General features: G+C 68.8%; 15 protein-coding genes. 6 read left to right on the forward strand and 9 right to left on the reverse strand.

What is annotated here, in order from left to right:
- Window positions 1-10: 10 nt before the first annotated feature.
- Both ACF8O7_RS12965 and ACF8O7_RS12970 read right to left on the reverse strand, forming a co-directional pair.
- Complete coding sequence (locus ACF8O7_RS12965; protein ID WP_126310955.1) at window positions 11-982, reverse strand: glyoxylate/hydroxypyruvate reductase A; 972 nt, start codon at window positions 980-982, stop codon at window positions 11-13.
- Window positions 979-1,392, reverse strand: coding sequence for a VOC family protein (locus ACF8O7_RS12970; protein WP_012207434.1), 414 nt, complete (start codon window positions 1,390-1,392; stop codon window positions 979-981). The genes ACF8O7_RS12965 and ACF8O7_RS12970 overlap by 4 nt, the downstream gene beginning before the upstream one ends.
- A 131-nt stretch (window positions 1,393-1,523) precedes the next feature.
- Here ACF8O7_RS12970 and ACF8O7_RS12975 point away from each other — a divergent pair, with 131 nt between their 5' ends.
- On the forward strand, window positions 1,524-2,378 hold the full coding sequence (locus tag ACF8O7_RS12975) for a LysR substrate-binding domain-containing protein (RefSeq protein WP_017406764.1): 855 nt from the start codon (window positions 1,524-1,526) through the stop codon (window positions 2,376-2,378).
- Between the two features lie 16 nt (window positions 2,379-2,394).
- Here ACF8O7_RS12975 and ACF8O7_RS12980 read toward each other — a convergent pair whose 3' ends face one another.
- Together ACF8O7_RS12980 and ACF8O7_RS12985 are read right to left on the reverse strand one after the other, a co-directional pair.
- On the reverse strand, window positions 2,395-3,399 hold the full coding sequence (locus ACF8O7_RS12980; protein ID WP_043822121.1) for a tripartite tricarboxylate transporter substrate binding protein: 1,005 nt from the start codon (window positions 3,397-3,399) through the stop codon (window positions 2,395-2,397).
- A gap of 51 nt (window positions 3,400-3,450) precedes the next feature.
- Window positions 3,451-4,563: a M20 family metallopeptidase gene (locus ACF8O7_RS12985; protein ID WP_227472464.1), complete on the reverse strand. Its 1,113-nt coding sequence runs from the start codon at window positions 4,561-4,563 to the stop codon at window positions 3,451-3,453.
- 145 nt (window positions 4,564-4,708) lie between these two features.
- On the opposite strand from ACF8O7_RS12985, the gene ACF8O7_RS12990 reads away from it, so the two are divergent.
- Window positions 4,709-5,473, forward strand: a complete 765-nt coding sequence (locus tag ACF8O7_RS12990) for an IclR family transcriptional regulator (protein WP_013800690.1) — start codon at window positions 4,709-4,711, stop codon at window positions 5,471-5,473.
- A gap of 163 nt (window positions 5,474-5,636) precedes the next feature.
- Window positions 5,637-7,055 (forward strand): RtcB family protein, encoded by a 1,419-nt coding sequence (locus ACF8O7_RS12995; protein ID WP_126310957.1) that lies wholly within the window; start codon window positions 5,637-5,639, stop codon window positions 7,053-7,055.
- Between the two features lie 15 nt (window positions 7,056-7,070).
- On the opposite strand, the gene ACF8O7_RS13000 is transcribed toward ACF8O7_RS12995, so the two are convergent.
- The gene (locus ACF8O7_RS13000) at window positions 7,071-9,041 is read right to left on the reverse strand and encodes a sigma-54-dependent Fis family transcriptional regulator (protein WP_070080890.1); all 1,971 of its coding nucleotides are present in this window, start codon (window positions 9,039-9,041) and stop codon (window positions 7,071-7,073) included.
- A 322-nt stretch (window positions 9,042-9,363) separates the two neighbouring features.
- Between ACF8O7_RS13000 and ACF8O7_RS13005 the strand changes: the two genes are divergently transcribed.
- Together ACF8O7_RS13005 and ACF8O7_RS13010 are read left to right on the forward strand one after the other, a co-directional pair.
- On the forward strand, window positions 9,364-10,887 hold the full coding sequence (locus ACF8O7_RS13005) for an aldehyde dehydrogenase family protein (protein ID WP_012207447.1): 1,524 nt from the start codon (window positions 9,364-9,366) through the stop codon (window positions 10,885-10,887).
- A 67-nt stretch (window positions 10,888-10,954) separates the two neighbouring features.
- Window positions 10,955-11,329, forward strand: a complete 375-nt coding sequence (locus ACF8O7_RS13010) for a DUF779 domain-containing protein (RefSeq protein ID WP_012207448.1) — start codon at window positions 10,955-10,957, stop codon at window positions 11,327-11,329.
- An 18-nt stretch (window positions 11,330-11,347) separates the two neighbouring features.
- On the opposite strand, the gene ACF8O7_RS13015 is transcribed toward ACF8O7_RS13010, so the two are convergent.
- The 4 genes from ACF8O7_RS13015 to ACF8O7_RS13030 form a co-directional block, all read right to left on the reverse strand.
- The gene (locus ACF8O7_RS13015) at window positions 11,348-11,935 is read right to left on the reverse strand and encodes a peroxiredoxin (RefSeq protein WP_016445472.1); all 588 of its coding nucleotides are present in this window, start codon (window positions 11,933-11,935) and stop codon (window positions 11,348-11,350) included.
- Between the two features lie 76 nt (window positions 11,936-12,011).
- Window positions 12,012-15,080 carry an efflux RND transporter permease subunit gene (locus tag ACF8O7_RS13020; RefSeq protein WP_275824382.1) on the reverse strand — a complete coding sequence of 1,023 codons (3,069 nt, stop codon included), beginning with the start codon at window positions 15,078-15,080 and terminating at the stop codon, window positions 12,012-12,014.
- Window positions 15,073-16,245, reverse strand: a complete 1,173-nt coding sequence (locus ACF8O7_RS13025; RefSeq protein ID WP_126310958.1) for an efflux RND transporter periplasmic adaptor subunit — start codon at window positions 16,243-16,245, stop codon at window positions 15,073-15,075. Before ACF8O7_RS13025 ends, ACF8O7_RS13020 begins: the two co-directional genes overlap by 8 nt.
- Window positions 16,246-16,322: 77 nt before the next feature.
- Complete coding sequence (locus ACF8O7_RS13030) at window positions 16,323-16,940, reverse strand: TetR/AcrR family transcriptional regulator (protein ID WP_126310959.1); 618 nt, start codon at window positions 16,938-16,940, stop codon at window positions 16,323-16,325.
- 89 nt (window positions 16,941-17,029) lie between these two features.
- Between ACF8O7_RS13030 and ACF8O7_RS13035 the strand changes: the two genes are divergently transcribed.
- The gene (locus ACF8O7_RS13035) at window positions 17,030-18,535 is read left to right on the forward strand and encodes an efflux transporter outer membrane subunit (protein ID WP_126310960.1); all 1,506 of its coding nucleotides are present in this window, start codon (window positions 17,030-17,032) and stop codon (window positions 18,533-18,535) included.
- The last annotated feature ends 32 nt before the right edge of the window (window positions 18,536-18,567 follow it).

Consider the following 18,567-nt stretch of genomic DNA (forward strand, 5'->3'; position numbering starts at 1 on the left):
GCAGCCGCCCTCAGTAGCCCCGCGCCGCGTCCACCGCCTGCGGCAGCTCGCCGCTGGCACGCCAGCGCCGGATGTTGCCCGCCACGATGGCCGATGCCGTCGCGCGGTCCGTGGGTGCCGAGATGTGGGGCAGCACGGTCACGGCGGGGTGCGCCCACTGCCAGGACGCTTCGGGCAGGGGCTCCTGCTCGAACACGTCCAGCACGGCATGGGCCAGGCGGCCGCCATCCAGGGCGGCGCGCAGCGCGGCATCGTCCACGATGGGGCCGCGCGCAAAGTTGATCAGCGAGGCATGGGCAGGCAGCGCGGCCAGCGCCTGCGCGCCGACGATGCCGCGCGTCTGCGGCGTGAGCGGCAGCAGGCACACGAGGATGTCGGTCTGCGCCAGCATGGCGGGCAGCTCGGCATCACCCGCATGGCATTGCACGCCTTCCATCTGCCTGGGCGTGCGGCTCCAGCCGCGCACCTGGAAGCCGGCCGACAGCAGCCGCTGCGCGGCGGCCTTGCCCAGTGCGCCCAGGCCCAGCAGCGACACGGTCCTGTCCTGCGCGCGCACGCCGTCATGCGCCAGCCATTGGCGCACGGCCTGCTGGCGGGCATAGCGCGGCATGTCGCGGTGCAGGTACAGGGTCCAGGCCAGCACGGCCTCGGCCATGGTGTCGGCCAGTTGCGGGTCCACCAGGCGGACGATGCGCAGGTCGGTATCGCCCAGGTCGGCCACCAGGCGCTCCACGCCGGCCCAGACGCTGTGCACCCATTGCAGGCGCGGCAGCGTGCGCAGGTCAGCGGGCTGGGGGTTGGCGACGATGGCGACCTCGCAGGCCGCGCGCTGGTCGGCATCCAGCGTATCGAGCGCCACCACGCGCTCCTCGGGCAGGGCCGCCTGCAGGGCCTGCAGCCAGGCCTGGGCGGCCGGATAGCCGGGTGCGCAGACGAAAGGAAGCGGGGGGAGCGAGGCGCGAGGAGACAGCGAGCCGCTCATTTGGCGAAGACCTTGTCCAGATCGGCGAAGCCCTTGACCTCGATGGGATTGCCGCTGGGGTCGCGGAAGAACATGGTGGCCTGCTCGCCGGGCTCGCCCTCGAAGCGGATACCGGGCTGCAGCACGAAGTCCACCACGCCGCCCGACAGCCGCGCGGCCAGGGCCTTCCAGTCGTCCATGGCCATCACCAGGCCCAGGTGGGGCATGGGCACCATGTGGTCGCCCACGCGGCCGGTGTTCGTGACCGGGAAGGGCTCGCCCAGATGCAGCGAGATCTGGTGACCGAAGAAGTCGAAGTCCACCCAGGTCTCGGTGCTGCGGCCTTCCTGGCAGCCGAGCAGCGTGCCGTAGAAGGCGCGCGCTTCGTCCAGATCGCGGACATGGTAGGCAAGGTGGAAACTGGTGCGCATGGCTGATCCTTTGGTTGTGCTTGTGGTGCAGGCAGGTTCGCAGGCCGTGGCCTGCCGTGGGTGGCGCGAGCCTAGCAGAGGCTTTTCAAAAGTGATAGCGTTGATTTCTTTGCAATCCCCAAGGAAATCTTTTGGAGACCCGCTATCTCAAGAGCCTGATCGCCGTGGTGGACAGCGGCTCCATCGCCGATGCGGCGCGCGCCGAGCACCTGACCGCCGCCGCCGTGGGCCAGCGCGTGCAGGCGCTGGAGCGCGAGCTGGGCTTTGCCCTGCTTTCGCGCAGCGGCCATGCGGCCCGCCCCACCCAGGCCTGCGTGGCCCTGCTGCCGCGCGCGCGGCGCCTAGTGCGCGAGGCCGCGCTGCTGGGCAGCGATGCCAGCGCCGATGGCCTGGCCGGCACGCTGCGCATCGGCGCCATCTCGACCGCGCTCACCGGCATGCTGCCGGCCGCGCTGCGCAAGCTCACGCAGGCGGCGCCACAGTGCCGGCCCGTCATCGTGCCGGGCACCTCGCGCGCGCTGTTCCAGATGCTTCAGTCCGGCGAGCTCGATGCCGCCGTCATCGTGGCGCCCCCTTTTGAACTGCCCAAGGCGCTGCGCAGCGTGCAGCTGCGCCGCGAGCCGCTGGTGCTGCTGGCACCGCCCCAGGCGCGCGGCCGGCCTGCCGCGCTGCTGCGCAGCCTGCCCTACATACGCTACGACCCCGATGCCTGGGGTGGCCGCCATGCGGCCGACTGGCTGGCCGACCAGGGGCTGGAGCCTGCGGTGCTGTGCGACCTGGACGCGCTGGAGGCCATTGCCATGCTGGCCGCCGACGGCATGGGCGTGGGCCTGGTGCCGCACTGGACGGGCCTGGAGCGCTTCATGGGCGACTGCCGCATGCTGCCCATTGCGGGCGCCGCCTATGAGCGCGCCATCTGGCTGGTGACCAGCGCCGATCCCGACCTGCCGCGCATGGCCGAGCTGCTGGAGGGTGCACTCGCTTAGGTTGCGGCCTTCGTTCTCAATCCGCCTGCACGTATCCCGTGACGCGGATCATCTCGCGGTACTTGGCGATCTCGCGCGCATAGGCGGCCGCCGCATCGTCCAGGCCCATGGGCTTGGCAACGTCACGGCCGTCGGCCTCCAGTTTGGCGATGACCTGCGGGTCCAGCAGGGCCTGGCCGATGGCCTGGTTCAGGCGCTGCTTGACGTCCTGCGGCGTGCCGCGCTTGACGAAGTAGCCCGCCAGGCTGGCGTACTCGAAATCGCGCAGCGCCGGCACTTCGGTGATGCTGGGCACGGCCGACAGCACCGCAGGCCGGTTGCGCGACAGCACGGCCAGCGCCCGGAAGCGGCCGGTGCGGATCATCTCCAGCATGGACGCCTGGAACGGCATGATGCTGAAGTCGATCTGGCCGCCGGCCAGGTCCTGGATCACGGGCGCCGTGCCCGCATAGGGCGCGTGGGTGAACGGCACCTTCACCACCTTGCCCATGTACTCGGTGATCAGGTGGTAGAGCGAGCCCACGCCCACCGAGCCGTAGGTCAGCGAATTGCTTTCGTTGCGCGAGCGCGCCAGCGCCAGGAACTCTTCCATGTTCCGGGCCGGCAGGCCCGAGCGCACCAGCAGCACCAGGTGGGTGACGGTGATGTACTGCAGGTTCTCGAACGCATCGGGCTGGTAGCGCACGGCCTTGTTGGTGAGCGGCGGCAGGATGAGTTCGTTTTGCGTGCCCTGGAAGAACATGCTGCCGTCGGCCCTGGCGCCCAGCACTTTGGATGCGGCAATCGTCCCCGTGGCGCCGCCCAGGTTTTCCACGATCACCTTGGCCGCCAGTCCCTCGCCTATGGGCTTGCTCAGAATGCGGGCGCTGACGTCGCTGGGCCCGCCTGCCGGGTAGGGCACCATCAGGCTGACAGGGCCGGGCGCCGAGGCCGCGGCAGGCTGCAGCAGCAGGGGCGCCAGCGGCAGGCCGGCGGCGATTTTCAGGAGCGAGCGGCGTGTGGGCAAGGCAAGTGGATTCATGAAAGTGCACCAGGCAGTGGCTTGAGGGGGAAGGCGGGAATCAGGCGCGCCCTACCACCGGGCGTGGGGCAGGCGCGCAATGGTGTGGAGCACCGCCAGGCCGCGCGGGACGATGGTGTCCACTTCGCAGTACTCGCCGGTGGTGTGGAACTTGCCGCCCACGGGGCCGGTGCCGCACAGCGTGATGGCGCCCAGGCTGGAGGTCACGCCCGAGTCCGCGCAGCCGCCGCTGAACTCGCCCTCGGCCTTGTGGCCCAGCGCGCCCAGCTCGGTCTGGTACAGCTCGAACAATTGCTGCGACTGCGGCGTGGGAACGAAGGGGCGGAACTCGCCGGTGATGTTCAGCGTGGAGCGCGTGCCCTGGATGAAGGACTTGTCGCAGATGCAGCGTATGCGGCCCACCAGGGACTCGCGCTGGTCCAGGTCGAAGATGCGCAGGTCGATGGCCGCCTTGGCCGACGGCGCCGACGTGTTCACCGACAGGCCGCCCGACACCAGGCCCACGTTGACCGTGACGCCCTTGTCCAGGTCGGTGAGCGCGTCCAGCGCCACCACCTTGTGCGCCAGCTCCGAGATGGCGCTGATGCCCTCGGCGAAGTTGGCGCCCGAATGGGCCGCCTTGCCCTCGATCTCCACGCCGAAGAACACGCCGCCCTTGCGGCCCGTGACCACGTTGCCCGAAGGCCGGCCCGGCTCCGCATTGAAGACAAAGCCCGCCTTGCGCGCAAAGGGCTCGATGACGGACTTGCTCAGGGGCGAGCCGATTTCCTCGTCGCAGGTGAACAGGCCCGTGACCTCGGGCGCAGGCTCCGCGCTGTGGGCCAGCGCAGCCAGCAGGAAGGCGTTCATGACGATGCCCGATTTCATGTCGGCCACGCCCGGGCCGTAGGCCCTGCCGCCTTCGATGCGGAACGGCCTGCGCGCGGCCTCGCCTTCAGGGAAGACCGTGTCGCAGTGCCCCATCAGCAGCACGGGCCTGCCCACGGTGCTGCCCGCGTTCACGGTGACCGAGATCGCCGCCTCCACGCCATCGACGAAATGCGGGCTGACCTGCAGCCCCTGGCTCAGGAAGAAGGCCTCCAGGCGCCGGAACACGCGCGCCACGCCAGGCTTGTCGAAACTGCCCGAGTCGATGTTGACGATGTCGGCCAGCAGCGAAAGCATGTTCTCCCGCTGGCCTTTGATCCACTCCGACGCGCCGACCGCCCGGTCCGCACTGACAATGGCTTGCTGTGGCATCCGCTGCCTCCGTATTTTTCAATACTTGGTATTGTTATTTAATACTTCAGATTCACAATCAGGTAAAACGATGATCGAAAACGCGTTGTATGTGGGCTCCGTGGGCAAGGCGTTCCGCGTGCTGGACTGCTTCAAGGGCGCGGCGGGCGACCTGAGCCTCACGGAAATCATGGAGCGCAGCGGCCTGGACAAGAGCGCCGCCCAGCGCTACGCCTACACCCTCAGCGCCGAGGGCTACCTGCAGCAAAACAGCCAGACCCGCCGCTACCGGCTGGGCCCGGGCGTGCTGGACCTGACCTTCCACTTCCTGCGCACGCATGCGCTGGCGGAGGCGCTCAACCCCCTGCTGCTGCAGCTGTCCAAGGACACGGAGCAGAAGATCAGCCTGTCGCTGCGCGACGGCGACTGGCTGGTGCATGTGCTGCGCCATCAGACCAGTACCGAGCACTACCACGCCTCGCTCGTGGGCCGGCGCGTGCCCCTGCAATGCACGGCAGGCGGGCGCGCCGTGATGGCCCGGCTGGACGAGGCGCAGGTGGAGCAGCTGCTGGCCCCCGGCCGCCTGGTGGCCAGCACGCCCCGGACGCTGACCACCGCCAAGGCCGTCCAGGCGGAACTGAAGAAGGTGCGCGAGCGCGGCTACGCCATGGTGGTGGATGAATTCATCATGGGCGAGGTCGCGCTGGCCGCCGCCGTGGTCGATGCCGACGGCGTGCCGCTGGGCGCCCTGCACCTGAGCGGATCGTCAAGCCAGTGGAGCGGCGCCGACTACGCGAAGAAGTTCTCGCCTCTGCTGCTCAACGCCATCGCCCAGTACGAGCGGCGCAACGCGTAGCGCCTGCCGTCCAGCGCGGATCCCGCTATACTGCGTCCCTTCTTTCTTGAACGAGCTGCTGCAGGAAAGACGTTTTCCGGGCCTTTGCCGCCCGGGTGTCTTTCATCGTCCGTACACCCATCGGACGCGGCGAGCGCCAACCAGGCCTCGCGGATCTGCAGCCATGAGCACTCCTCAACGACTCCAGCGTGCCTTTGCACGCACGGGCATCTCTCTCGACTATCGCGACGGCATCTACCACGTGCGCGATGGCCAGGCCGAGGCCCACATTCTTCTTCCCGACAGTCTTCCCCTGGAGGACAAGGCCGTGCGCCAGTTGCTGGCCTTTGCGGCCGTGCGCCGGCATGACGGCCAGGGCAGCCACGGCGCCGTCTGCCGCGCCTGCGCCACGCCCGACTTCCATCCGGGCACGGTGGCGCCCGTGGGCAGCGTGGTGGCCACGCCATCGGACTTCGTCATTCCGGCCGCCATCGGCACGGACATCAACTGCAGCGTGCGCCTGCTGACCACGGGCGCCCGGCTGGACCAGTTGGCACCGCACAAGGGCCGGCTGGTGGACTTGCTGACCGCCAGCCTGCTGGGCAGCGGGCGCGACGTGCCCGTGACCACGGCCGCCTTCCGCGCGCTGTTCGACCACGGGTCGGCCGCCTTTGTGGACCGGCTGAACGGCCAGGGCCTGTGGGGCCATGTCGACAGGGATCGCCTGCACCGCGAGCTGGCCGCCTGCATCGGCCTGGACAGCTTCGCTGGCAGCGCCCGCCACGCGCCCCATGCCTATCTGCAGGAGCGCCATGCCGTGTTCCGCGACCCGTGCCTGGGCACGGTGGGATCGGGCAACCATTTCGTGGAACTGCAGGTGGTCGACGAGGTGCTGGACCGCCACGCGGCCTACCGGGCCGGCCTGCGCGCGGGCGACGTGGTGGTGATGATCCACAGCGGCTCGCGCGACCTGGGCTTTTACGTGGGCCAGGCCTGGATGGACCGCGCCCGGGCCGAGTGGCCGCAAGGCGTGAAGCACCCGGCCAGCGGCCTGTACGGCCTGTCGGGTCCGCTGGCCGGCGAGTACCTGCAGGCCATGGGCGTGGCGGCGCGCTATGCCTGGGCCAACCGCGTGGTGCTGGCCGAGCTGGTGCGCAAGGACCTGGAGCAGATCGTGGGCGCAGCGGATTCGCGCCTGGTGGTCGATGTGCCGCACAACGTGGTCCTGCAGCAAGGCGGCATGAACATCCACCGCAAGGGCGCCACGCCGGCCAACGAGGGCGACTTCGCGCTGATCCCGGGGTCCATGGGCGATGCATCCTACCTGGTCACGGGCCTGGGCGCGGCCGACTGGCTCTGGTCCTGCAGCCATGGCGCGGGGCGGCGCATGCGCCGCCAGGCCGTGCGCGCGCTGCGCCCCGAGGCACGTGCAGGCCATGCGGCCGAGCAGGGCTGGCAATGCGTGACGCTGCGCGAGGAGCGCCGCATCGAGGAGGCGCCCGAAGCCTACAAGCCCATCGGCCCGGTCATCGAGTCGCAGGAGGCGGCCGGCCTGATCCACGCCGCCGTGAAGCTCAGGCCCTGGATCACCTTCAAGGCCTGAGCACCGGCAGGCGCCTCACTGCAGCCGCAAGCCGTCCGCCGCACGGTCCTGGGCCAGCTTGCGGTACAGCGTCTGGCGGCTGATGCCCAGCATGCGCGCGGCCTGGGTGACATTGCCCCGGCAGTTCTCCAGCGCCTGCCGCACGGCCGAGCGCGAGAGTTCATCCAGGCTCTGCGGCGCAGCGTCGAGCCGGGGGCCGCTGCGGGCGGTCTGCGCCAGCTCGGCCTGGAAGTCGTCGGGCAGGTGCTGCCATTGCAGGCAGTCCTCATGGGGGTCGAGCATGGCGCAGGCCGTTCTCAGCACGCTGGCGCACTGGCGCAGATTGCCGGGCCAGCCATGGCCGGCCAGCTGCGCCAGCAGGGCCGGTGCCATGCGCAGCGGGCGCGCGGGTTCGATGTCGGCCAGCATGCGCGCGGCCAGTGCCTCGAAGTCGCTGCGCTCGCGCAGCGGAGGCAGCTCCACGGCCAGGCCGTTGATGCGGTAGTACAGGTCGGCACGAAAGCGCCCCTGGTCGGCATCCTCGCGCAGCCTGCGGTTGGAGGCGCTGACCAGCGCGAAATCGACCGCAACGGGCGTGCCACCGCCCAGCGGCACCACCTGCCGCTCCTGCAGCACGCGCAGCAGCCGGGTCTGTAGCGACAGCGGCATGTCGCCGATCTCGTCCAGGAACAGGGTGCCGCCGTGCGCCTGGCGCAGCAGGCCCGCCTGTCCTTCGCGCCGCCCGCCCGTGAAGGCGCCCTGGCGGTAGCCGAACAGCTCGGCCTCGATCAGCGACTCGGGCATGGCCGCGCAGTTGATGGCCACGAAGGGGCCGTCGCGGCGCGGCCCGCTGTCGTGGGCCGCGCGCGCAAACCATTCCTTGCCCACGCCGGACTCGCCCTGGATGAGCAGCGCAATCGGCTTGCCCAGCACGCGCCGGGCCTTGTCGGCCGCCGCACGCCAGCGCGCATCGCCCGTGTCCAGCCGCGCCAGCGCATCGCGGGGGGCCTGCCGTGTTTCCCCCGCTTGCCGCGCTCCCAGCGCCTCCTGCACTGTCTGCGCCGCCGCCCCCGCCATGATGGTGCGCCGGTCCGGCACCAGCTGGCCGAACAGCGCCGTGCCGTCATGGCGCCGCAGCGGCTGGGCCGCATCGGGCTGGCGGTGCTGGCGTGACAGCAGCTCCTGCAGGCTGGCGTCCAGCACCTGGTCCAGCGCCACGCTGCCCAGCTGCGCGTGCGACAGGCGCAGCAAGGCCAGAGCGGCGCGGTTGGCACCCACCACCCAGCCGTCGCCCGAGATCAGCGCAATGCCTTCGCCCACCGTGCCAATGCCTTCGGGCCGCGCGTGCAGGTGCAGGCGGATGTGGCGCTGGCCGTCGCAGGCCATGAGGCGGTTTTCGATCATGCGGGCCGCCGTGCCGACCAGGCCCAGCGTGTGCGGGCTGCCCCGGCCATGTTCGCTGGAGATGTCCAGGATGCCCAGCAGTTGGCCCGTGCCCGACAGGATGGGCGCGGCCGCGCAGGTGAGAAAGCCGTTGCGCTCCAGGAAATGCTCGCCGCCCTGGATTTCGATGGAGTCCATCTCGGCCAGTGCCGTGCCGATGGCATTGGTGCCGCGCTGCGCCTCATGCCAGGACGCGCCGCTGGCCAGGGCCACGCGCTCGGCCTTGCCCAGAAAGAAAGGGTCGCCGCAGGTATCCACCAGGGTGCCGCAGGGGCCGGCCAGCACCACCACGCTCTGGCTGCCGCGCACCTGCTCGGACAGGTATTCCATGACGGGCCGTGAATGCGCCAGCAGCGCATGGTGGCGGCTGCGCAGCACGCCCAGCGCATGCTGCTCCAGATTGTCGGCGGCGCCCAGCCGTCCTGTGGGACGCAGTCCCTGCTCGATGCAGCGCTGCCACGAGCGCGCCAGGCGCTCGTCCACCAGGCCGCTGGGGCAGCGGCCCGACTCCATCAGGCTGTGACGGGCCTGGCGCAAGGCCACAAGGGAGGCTCTCGATTGCATGCTGTCTCCTGCTCGGGCGTCATTGCGCCGCGTTGCGGGCCAGTATGCGGGGCCGGCGGGCACCGGGCAAGCCAAGTGGCGGGTCAGGCGCCCGACTGTTCCATTTCTGGACAGTTGTCCTGTTGCGCAACGTCACGGCACAGGGCGAACGCGCACGGGAATACCCGAAGCAGCTCCGTCCCGCGTGCCTTTGCGGGCACCTGCCCTGCGGCCTGCAGGCTGGCACGGCTTTTGAATCATGTCTGCCGTCCGGCCATGGCCGGATATCCCGATCCACACCCGATCACAACAGACCCATAAGCATCCTCAGGAGACAAGCAGCATGACCGTCTACGCAGCACCCGGCGCCGCTGGCGCCAAGATCGCCTACAAGGCCCGCTACGACAACTTCATCGGCGGCAGGTTCGTACCTCCGGTCAAGGAGCAGTACTTCGACGTGGTCACCCCCATCAGCGGCAAGGTCTACACCCGCGCCGCGCGCTCCACGGCCGAAGACATCGAACTGGCGCTGGACGCCGCCCATGCCGCCAGCGACGCCTGGGGCCGCACCAGCGCGGCCGAGCGTGCGAACGTCCTGCTGAAGATCGCCGACCGCATCGAGGCCAACCTGGAGCTGCTCGCCTATGCCGAGACCGTGGACAACGGCAAGGCCATCCGCGAGACGCTGAATGCCGACATCCCGCTGACCGTGGACCATTTCCGCTATTTCGCGGGCTGCGTGCGCGCCCAGGAAGGCGCGCTCAGCCATATCGACGAGACCACGGTGGCCTATCACATCCAGGAGCCGCTGGGCGTGGTGGGCCAGATCATTCCCTGGAACTTCCCCATCCTCATGGCGGCCTGGAAGCTGGCGCCCGCGCTGGGCGCAGGCAACTGCGTGGTGCTCAAGCCGGCCGAGTCCACGCCCATCAGCATCCTGATCCTGGCCGAGCTCATTGCCGACCTGCTGCCACCCGGCGTGCTCAACATCGTCAACGGCTTCGGCCGCGAGGCCGGCATGCCGCTGGCCACCAGCAAGCGCATCGCCAAGATCGCCTTCACGGGCTCCACCTCCACGGGCCGCGTGATCGCCCAGGCCGCCGCCAACAACCTGATCCCGGCCACGCTGGAGCTGGGCGGCAAGTCGCCCAACATCTTCTTCGCCGATGTGATGGACAAGGACGATGCCTTCCTCGACAAGGCCGTCGAAGGGCTGGTGCTGTTCGCCTTCAACCAGGGCGAGGTCTGCACCTGCCCCAGCCGCGCGCTGATCCACGAAAGCATCTACGACCGCTTCATGGAGCGCGTGCTCCAGCGCGTGGCCGCCATCCGGCATGCCAACCCGCTGGACACCGACAGCATGATGGGCGCGCAGGCGTCCAAGGAGCAGCTCACCAAGATCCTGTCGTACCTGGACCTGGGCAAGCAGGAGGGCGCCGAGGTGCTGGCCGGCGGCGGCCAGGCCCATCTGGGCGGCGACCTGGAAGGCGGCTACTACGTGCAGCCCACGCTGTTCAAGGGCCACAACAAGATGCGCATCTTCCAGGAGGAAATCTTCGGCCCCGTGCTGGCCGTGACCACCTTCAAGGACGAGGCCGAGGCCCTGGCCATTGCCAACGACACGCTCTACGGCCTGGGCGCGGGCGTGTGGAGCCGCAACGGCAACGTGGCCTACCGCATGGGCCGCGCCATCAAGGCCGGGCGCGTGTGGACCAATTGCTACCACGCCTACCCGGCGCACGCGGCCTTTGGCGGCTACAAGGAATCGGGCATCGGCCGCGAAACCCACAAGATGATGCTGGACCACTACCAGCAGACCAAGAACCTGCTGGTCAGCTACAGCGAGAACAAGCTGGGCTTCTTCTGAAGTTCTTCCCAGGTGAATGCGGCCGGCGGCGCACAGCGCGGCCGGCCGCCCAGGAAAGGACCAACCCATGGTTGACAAAGTGATTGCCACCGACGCCGCGCTGGCGCTGATCGCCGACCTGCAGGCCCAGCACGGGCCGGTGTTCTTCCACCAGTCCGGCGGCTGCTGCGACAACAGCGCCGCCAACTGCTACCTGCCCGGCGAGCTGACGATAGGCGCCCAGGACGTGCTGCTGGGCCAGGTGGGCGGCGCGCCCTTCTATATCGGCAAGTCGCAGTATGAATACTGGAAGCACACCCAGCTCATCCTCGACGTGATCGAGGGCCAGGGCGGCACCTTCTCGCTGGAGGGCAGCACGGGCAAGGCCTTCCACACACGCTCCAGGCTGTTCACGGACGAGGAATACGCCGAGATCCTGGCCAGCGAGGGCAACGGCCCCTGACAGGGGCCGCGCGGCGGGCTACTTTCCGGTCAGCCGCTTGACCGCGGCCTCGGTCTGGCGCACATGCTCGTCCGGGTCCGAGCCCATGTGCACGAAGCGGACCTTGCCGTCCTGGCCGATCACGTAGGAGATGCGGTCGGCGCGCTGGGGGTTGGCGGCGGCCGAGGCGTCGTAGGCGCGGATGGTCTGCGCCTGCGGGTCCGATGCCACGGCGAACTGGTCACGGCAGGCCTCGGTGGAAAAGCGCTTGAGCGTATCGATGTCGTCATGCGACATGCCCACCACCGTGGCGCCCATGGCCGCGAAACGCGGCGTGGCCTCGGCAAAGGCGTGGGCTTCCATGGTGCAGCCCTGGGTGAAGGCCTTGGGGAAGAAATACAGCACCACCGGCCCCTTCCTGAGGGTGGCGGCCATGTCGAAATCGAAGGCCTTGCCCGCCACCGCAGCCGGCGTGGTGAAGCGCGGCGCGGTGTCGCCCACCTTGAGCGCTGCCTGGGCCAGCGGCGACAGCAGCAGCGCCGCCAGCACGGGTGCGGCGGCGCGCGCGCAGCGGCGGCCCCAAGAGGTGCGATGGTGGGTGGAATCGCCGCAGCGGATATCGGACATGCATGGCCTCCTGAGCCTGGAACGGGATGCGCCATTGTGGCCAATCGGCCCGGGCCGCTGGCGCATTTGCCGTGGATCAGCGCGGGGATTCGCCGGGCCTGATCCTGAACCAGATCGAGTACATGGCGGGCAGGAAGACCAGCGTCAGCACCGTGCCGGCCAGCGTGCCGCCGATCAGCGTATAGGCCAGCGTTCCCCAGAACACCGATTGGGTCAGCGGGATGAAGGCCAGGATCGCCGCCAGCGCGGTCAGGATCACGGGCCGGGCGCGCTGGACGGTGGCCTCCACCACCGCCTGGAACGGCGCAAGCCCCTCCTGCTCGTTGTGCTGGATCTGCCCGATCAGGATCAGCGTGTTGCGCATCAGGATGCCCGACAGCGCGATCAGCCCCACCAGTGCATTGATGCCGAAGGGCTGCTGAAAGACGATCAGCGTCGGCACCACGCCGATCAATCCCAGGGGGCTGGTCAGGAACACCATGACCATGGCCGATATCGACCGCACCTGCAAGATGATGATGATCAGCGTGATGGCGATCATGATCGGGAACAGGGGCAGCATGGCCGTCATGGCCTTGCCGGATTCCTCGATGGAGCCGGCCTCGTCGATGCGGTAGCCCGCAGGCAACGCCTTCCTGATGGGCTCCAGCTGCCGGGTGAGGGCCGCCGAGACATCGGGCGGCTGCAGGCTGTCATCGATATCACCGCGGACCGTGATGGTGGGCATGCGGTCGCGGCGGCGCATGACGGGCTCCTCCATCTGCACGGTGACCTCGCCCAGCTGCGACAGCGGTATGCGCTGGCCAGTGGCGTTGGTGAGCGTGAAGTCGCCGACCCTGGCCACATCGTGGCGGGTGCCGCCCGCAGAACGCGCCATCACCTGCACGGTGCGGATGTCCTCGCGCACGGAGGTCACGGGCACGCCGCTGAGCAGGAACTGCAGCTGCTGCGCGACCGCCGCAGAGGTCAGGCCCATGGCCTGCAGCCGGTCCTGGTCCAGGGTGAAGCGCATGACAGGGGTGCGCACGCCCCAGTCGGAGTTCACGGTCCGCATCATCGGGCTGTCGTGCAGCACCTGGTGCACCTGGCCGGCAATGTCGCGCAGCCGCTGCGGGTCGGGGCCGGAGACGCGATACGCCACGGGGAACGGGGAGTACGGCCCGAACACGATCTGCGATGCGCGCACCTGCGCCTGCGGGGCCAGTCCCTGGGCGATGGCCTCGCGCAGCCTGAGCTTGAGCGCGTCGCGCTGCGCCTGGTTGGCGGTGCGCACGACGATCTTGGCGAACGACGGGTCGGGCAGCTCAGGGGAGATGGCCAGAAAAAAGCGCGGTGCGCCCTGGCCGATATAGGCGGTCACGATCTCCGATTCGGGCTGCTGCAGCAGCCAGGCTTCCACCGTGCGGGTGGTCTCGCTCGTCTGGCCGATGGAGGTGCCGTAGGGCATCTGCACCTCGACCATCACCTCGGGCCGGTCGGAGATGGGGAAGAACTGCTTCTTCACGATGGACATGCCCAGCACGGAAGCCACCATGAGCCCGCCCACGACTGCGGCCACCATGCCCTTGCGGGCGATCACCTTGCCCAGCACGCGCCGCAGGCGCTCGTAGCGGGGCGTGCCATACATTGCCGCATGTCCGCCTTCGACCTTCTTGAGAGGGGGCAGCATCTTCACGCCCAGATAGGGCGTGAACACCACGGCCACCACCCAGGACACGATGAGCGCGATGCCGACGATCCAGAACATGTTGCTGGTGTACTCGCCCGCCGTGGAGCGTGCGAATCCGTTGGGCATGAAGCCCACCGCCGTCACCAGCGTTCCGGACAGCATGGGCGCCGCGGTATGGCTCCAGGCGTAGGCGGACGCGGCCACGCGGTCGTAGCCCTCTTCCATCTTCACCACCATCATCTCGATGGCGATGATGGCGTCGTCCACCAGCAGGCCCAGCGCAAGGATCAGCGAGCCGAGCGTGATGCGGTCGAAATTCTTTCCCGTGGCAGCCATGATGATGAACACGGCCGCCAGCGTCAGCGGCACGGCCGCAGCCACCACCACGCCAACGCGCCAGCCCATGCTGGCGAAGCACACCACCAGCACGACCAGCAGCGCGGCCAGGAACTTGAGCATGAACTCATCGACGGAGGCGCTGATGTTCACGGCCTGGTCCGTCACCTTGGTCAGGCCCATGCCCAGCGGCATGTCTGCGTTGATGGCGCCCATCTCCCTGTCCAGCGCCTTGCCCAGGTCCAGCCCGTTCCAGCCGTCGCGCATGACGACGCCCAGCAGCAAGGCCGGCTCCGCACCGTTGCGGATGATGAAGGTCGAGGGGTCTTCGTAGCCGCGCTGGACGGTGGCGATGTCGGACAGCTTGACCGTGCGGCCCTGGGCCACGATGGGCGTGTCGCGGATCTTCTGCAGCGCGTCGAACGCCCCGTCGATGCGGATGAACACCTGCGGACCCTGGGTCTCCACCGACCCGGCAGGCGTGAGGACGTTCTGGTTGTTCAATGCCGCGAAGACGTCCTGCGGACTGATGCCCAGCGTGGCCAGGCGCTCGTGCGAGAACTCCACGTAGATCCGCTCGGATTGCTCGCCGACGATGTTGACCTTCTTGACGCCCGGCACATGCAAAAGACGCTGGCGCAAGGCTTCGGCATCGCGCACCAGCGCCCGGGGCTCCTCGCCGCGCGCCTTGAGGGCGTAGATCGCAAAGGTCACGTCGGCGTACTCGTCGTTCACCATCGGGCCGATCACGCCCGCCGGCAGGTTGCGGGCCTCGTCACCGAGCTTCTTGCGGGCCTGGTAGAACTCCTCCTGCACCTCGCCGGGGGGTGTGGAGTCAAGCAGGGTCAGCGTGGTGAAGGCCAGCCCCGGTCTGACGAAGGTTTCGGTGCGGTCATACCAGCGCAGCTCCTGCAGGCGCTTTTCCAGCTTCTCTGCCACCTGGTCCTGCATTTCCTGCGGGGTGGCGCCAGGCCAGGCCGTGATGATGGTCATGACCTTGACGGTGAAGGCCGGATCTTCCGCCCGGCCCAGCTTCAGGAAGGCAAAGACACCCGTCAGCGAAATCAGCAGGATCAGGAACAGCGTGATGGAGCGCTCACGGACGGCAAGCGCCGACAGGTTGAAACGGCCTTCACTCACGGGACGCTCCCTTGGACACGGAGGACGCCGTGGACGTTGTTGCCGTTGTTGCCGTTGAAGGCGCCGGCGCCTCGCTGTCCAGCCGCACCTGCGCACCCTCGCTCAGCAAATGCGCGCCGAGCGCGACGATCCGGTCCCCCTGGTCGAGCGCACCCGCCACCTGGGCATTGCCGTCCTGCACCTGAACCACGGTGACGGGCTGGCGCCTGACCTGATCGCCCTGCACCACCCAGACAGCGGCGCCCTTGCCCTCATCGAGGATGGCGCCGATGGGGACCTGCAGGGTTGACTTGCCGGCCGTCGATGTCGATGTCGACGTCGATGTCCCGCCAATCCTGAGCGTGACCGTGCTGCCCAGCGGAGCGCTGGCCGCCGCGCCGGCGTCCAGCACATAGCGGGCCTCAAAGGTGCGGGTGGCCCGGTCGGCCACATCGGACAGCTGGCGCAGTCTGGCGGGGATGACCATCTCCTCCCTGCCGAACAGGCGGGCCTGGGCCGCCGAGCCCAGCGCGGGGCGCAGTGTCTCGGGCAACTGGACGACTGCTTCGCGCCTGCCGGCATGGGCGAGGCGCACGACCACCTGGCCGGCACTGACGACCTGGCCAGGCTCGGCAAGTGTTTCCATCACGATGCCATCGGCATCGGCCAGCAGTTCGGCGTAGCGGCTGGCGTTCAGCGCTGCGGCGGCCTGCGCTTCGGCCGCCCTGAGCTGGGCGCGGGCGGCATCCGCGGCCGCCTTGATCTGTTCATGGGCCAAGGCCGAAACGGCACCCGTTCCCTGCAGGTCCCGGTAGCGCTGCTCCTCGTCGCTGGCCTGCTGAGCCCGTGCCCTGGCGGCTGCGACGGCCTCCTGCTGGGCATGGGCGGCCAGCTTCAGGTCCACCGGGTCGAGGCGCAGCAATGCCTGGCCGCGCCTGACCGTCTGGCCTGTATCCACCAGGCGCTCGAGCACCTTGCCGGCCACGCGAAATCCAAGATCGCCCTGCACCCTGGCCGCGATGGTGCCGGTGAAGACGCGCTCGGAAGCATTGCCTGGCGCTACCAGGACGGTGCGAACGAGGGGTGGCTGGGTGCGCGGATCCGGCGGCGGGCTTTTGCCGCAGGCTGCGAGTGCAAGTGACAGTGCGCCGACAGCGGCGATGGACAGATGGCGGTGCCGAAGCATGAGGGGGTCCCGATCAATGAGCAGGACCCGATTCTGTGATTAGTGACCATTTATGTCAATGGTCACGACTGCAGGATTTAGGGCGACAGGCTTCTCAGCACCAATCCGGCCAGTTGTGCGGGCGCCTCGTCCGCATGGTCGAGGCTGTGCTGCAGCATCACCGGGTTCAGATAGGGGAGCATGACCAGGAAGATGGCGCGCCCGGTTTCATCCAGCGGCGTCTTGCGCTCGAAGTCGCCCCGCTGGCGCCCGGCGTCGAGCACCTGCAGCAGCAGCTGATGCATGCGTTCCTCATAGGCCTGCGCTGCCTGCCAGCGCTCGGCCGACGCCGAAATGGCGATCTCGTACAGCTTGCGGTCCTCGGAGAAAAGCCGCAGCGTGGCAGCGACGATCGCCTTGAACAGGCGCCGCAGCTGCTCGGGAGGCGCATCCGTGCTGGCGACGGCCTGGCGGATCTCCGCCTCCATCTCCATCAGGCAGTTGGAACAGATCATCTCGCCGATGGCCTGCTTGGACTCGAAGAACTTGTAGATGTAGGCCTTGGAAAAGCCGATGGCCTTGGCAAGGTCGGACACCGTGGTTTTCTCGTAGCCGTAGCGGCTGAAATGCGCTTTCGCCGCAGTCACGATCTGTTGCCGGACATCGTGTTCGACCGGGCCGCGCGCAGAGGTCGGATAGACGTTGGTGGTGCTCATGCGGCCTAGCTTACTCCATCAAAAAAATACTATGCAAGTGACCATTTTGGAATATAGTTACAGCGTCGCCACGCTTCTGACTGTTGAACATGCCGCGTCTTGCCGCCCCCGTTTTTCTGATGCTCGCCAGCCTTTGTGCAGGGTGTGCGGTAGGCCCTGACTACCAGCCGCCCGCCACGGCCCTGCCCCAGGCCTACATGGGGGGCCGCGTTCTGGGTGAGGGCAAGCCTCCCTCGCCGGACTCCCCCACGGACCTTGCAGCCTGGTGGGCAGCCTTTGGCGATGCGCAAATGGCGCGCCTCGTCACGGCGGCACTGCAGCAGAACCTGGATGTTGCCCAGGCCGCTGGCCGCGTGCTTCAGGCACGCGCCGGACTCGACGCGGCGGCAGCTGCGTTGCTGCCGTCGGCCCAGGTCTCGGCGCAAACGGCCAGGAGCTATCAGTCGGTCGAGACTCCGCTGGGCCGGGTGCTCGACTCCATACCGGGATTCGATCGCTACGGCAGCGCCCAGGAGGTCAACCTCGGAGCCAGCTGGGAGCTTGATCTCTTCGGTGGCCTGCGCAAGGCCAGGCAGGCTTCCCTGGCCGAGTACCAGGCATCGGAAGCCGGCGCCACTGCCGTGCGGCTCGCGGTGGCCGCCCAGACTGCGGACATCTATATCCAGATTCGCGGCCTGCAGGCGCGGCTGGCAGTGGCACGCTCGCAAGTGCGGACCCAGGAGCAACTGCGCTCCATCGTCGAACTGCGGTTTGGCAAAGGCCTGGCATCAGAGCTTCAATTGCGCCAGGTCGAGGGGGCACTTGCGCGGGCGCAAGCAACCATCCCGCCGCTGGAAAATGCGCTCGAAGCCGCGCTCAACGCCATGGACGTGATGCTGGCCACGGCACCCGGCACGCACCGGGCAGAGCTGGCCGAATCCCGCCCGGTCCCCGTGCTGCCAACCCTTTCCCTGGCGGAGGCGCCCGGCGATCTGCTGCGGCGACGCCCGGACCTCATCGCGGCGGAGCGGCGCCTGGCAGCGTCGAACGCACACATCGGCGTGGCGATCGCCGAGTACTACCCGAAGCTGTCGATCAGCGGCCTGATCGGCAGCGCCACCTCCATCTCCGCGGGCAATCTCTTCAGCGCCGGCGCATCGCAGGCCAGCGTTGTGGGCGGCCTGCGCTGGCGGCTGTTCGACTTCGGTCGCATCAACGCCCAGATCCACCAGGCGCAGGCACAGGAGGCGGAAAGCCTTGCCGCCTACCGGCAGTCGGTACTGCGCGCCACGGAAGAAGTGGAGAACGCCCTGGTCTCGCTGGACAGGCGACAGGAGCTGATGGCCGTGCTCGCCAGGGGCGCGGATGCGCTCACGCGGGCCCGGCAGGCCGCAGGCGCCGCCTACGACAAGGGCGTGGTCAGCCTGATCGAGGTGCTGCAGGCGGATGAAAGCCTGCTGGGCGTGCTGGATGCACAGGCGCAGGCCCGGATGGAGTCGGCGCGCTCGACGGTCGCGATCTTCAAGGCGCTGGGCGGCGGCTGGACGCCGGAGCCCCTGCCTTCCAGGGCATTGGCAACCGCCAGCCACGGTCTTCCCGCCAGCGTTGCCCCCTGAACCTGCCACTTCCCGAAAGGAGCCCCCTTTCC

It is taken from the genome of Delftia sp. WSY_16 (assembly GCF_043104415.1).
In the GTDB taxonomy this organism is placed as follows: domain Bacteria; phylum Pseudomonadota; class Gammaproteobacteria; order Burkholderiales; family Burkholderiaceae_C; genus Comamonas; species Comamonas tsuruhatensis.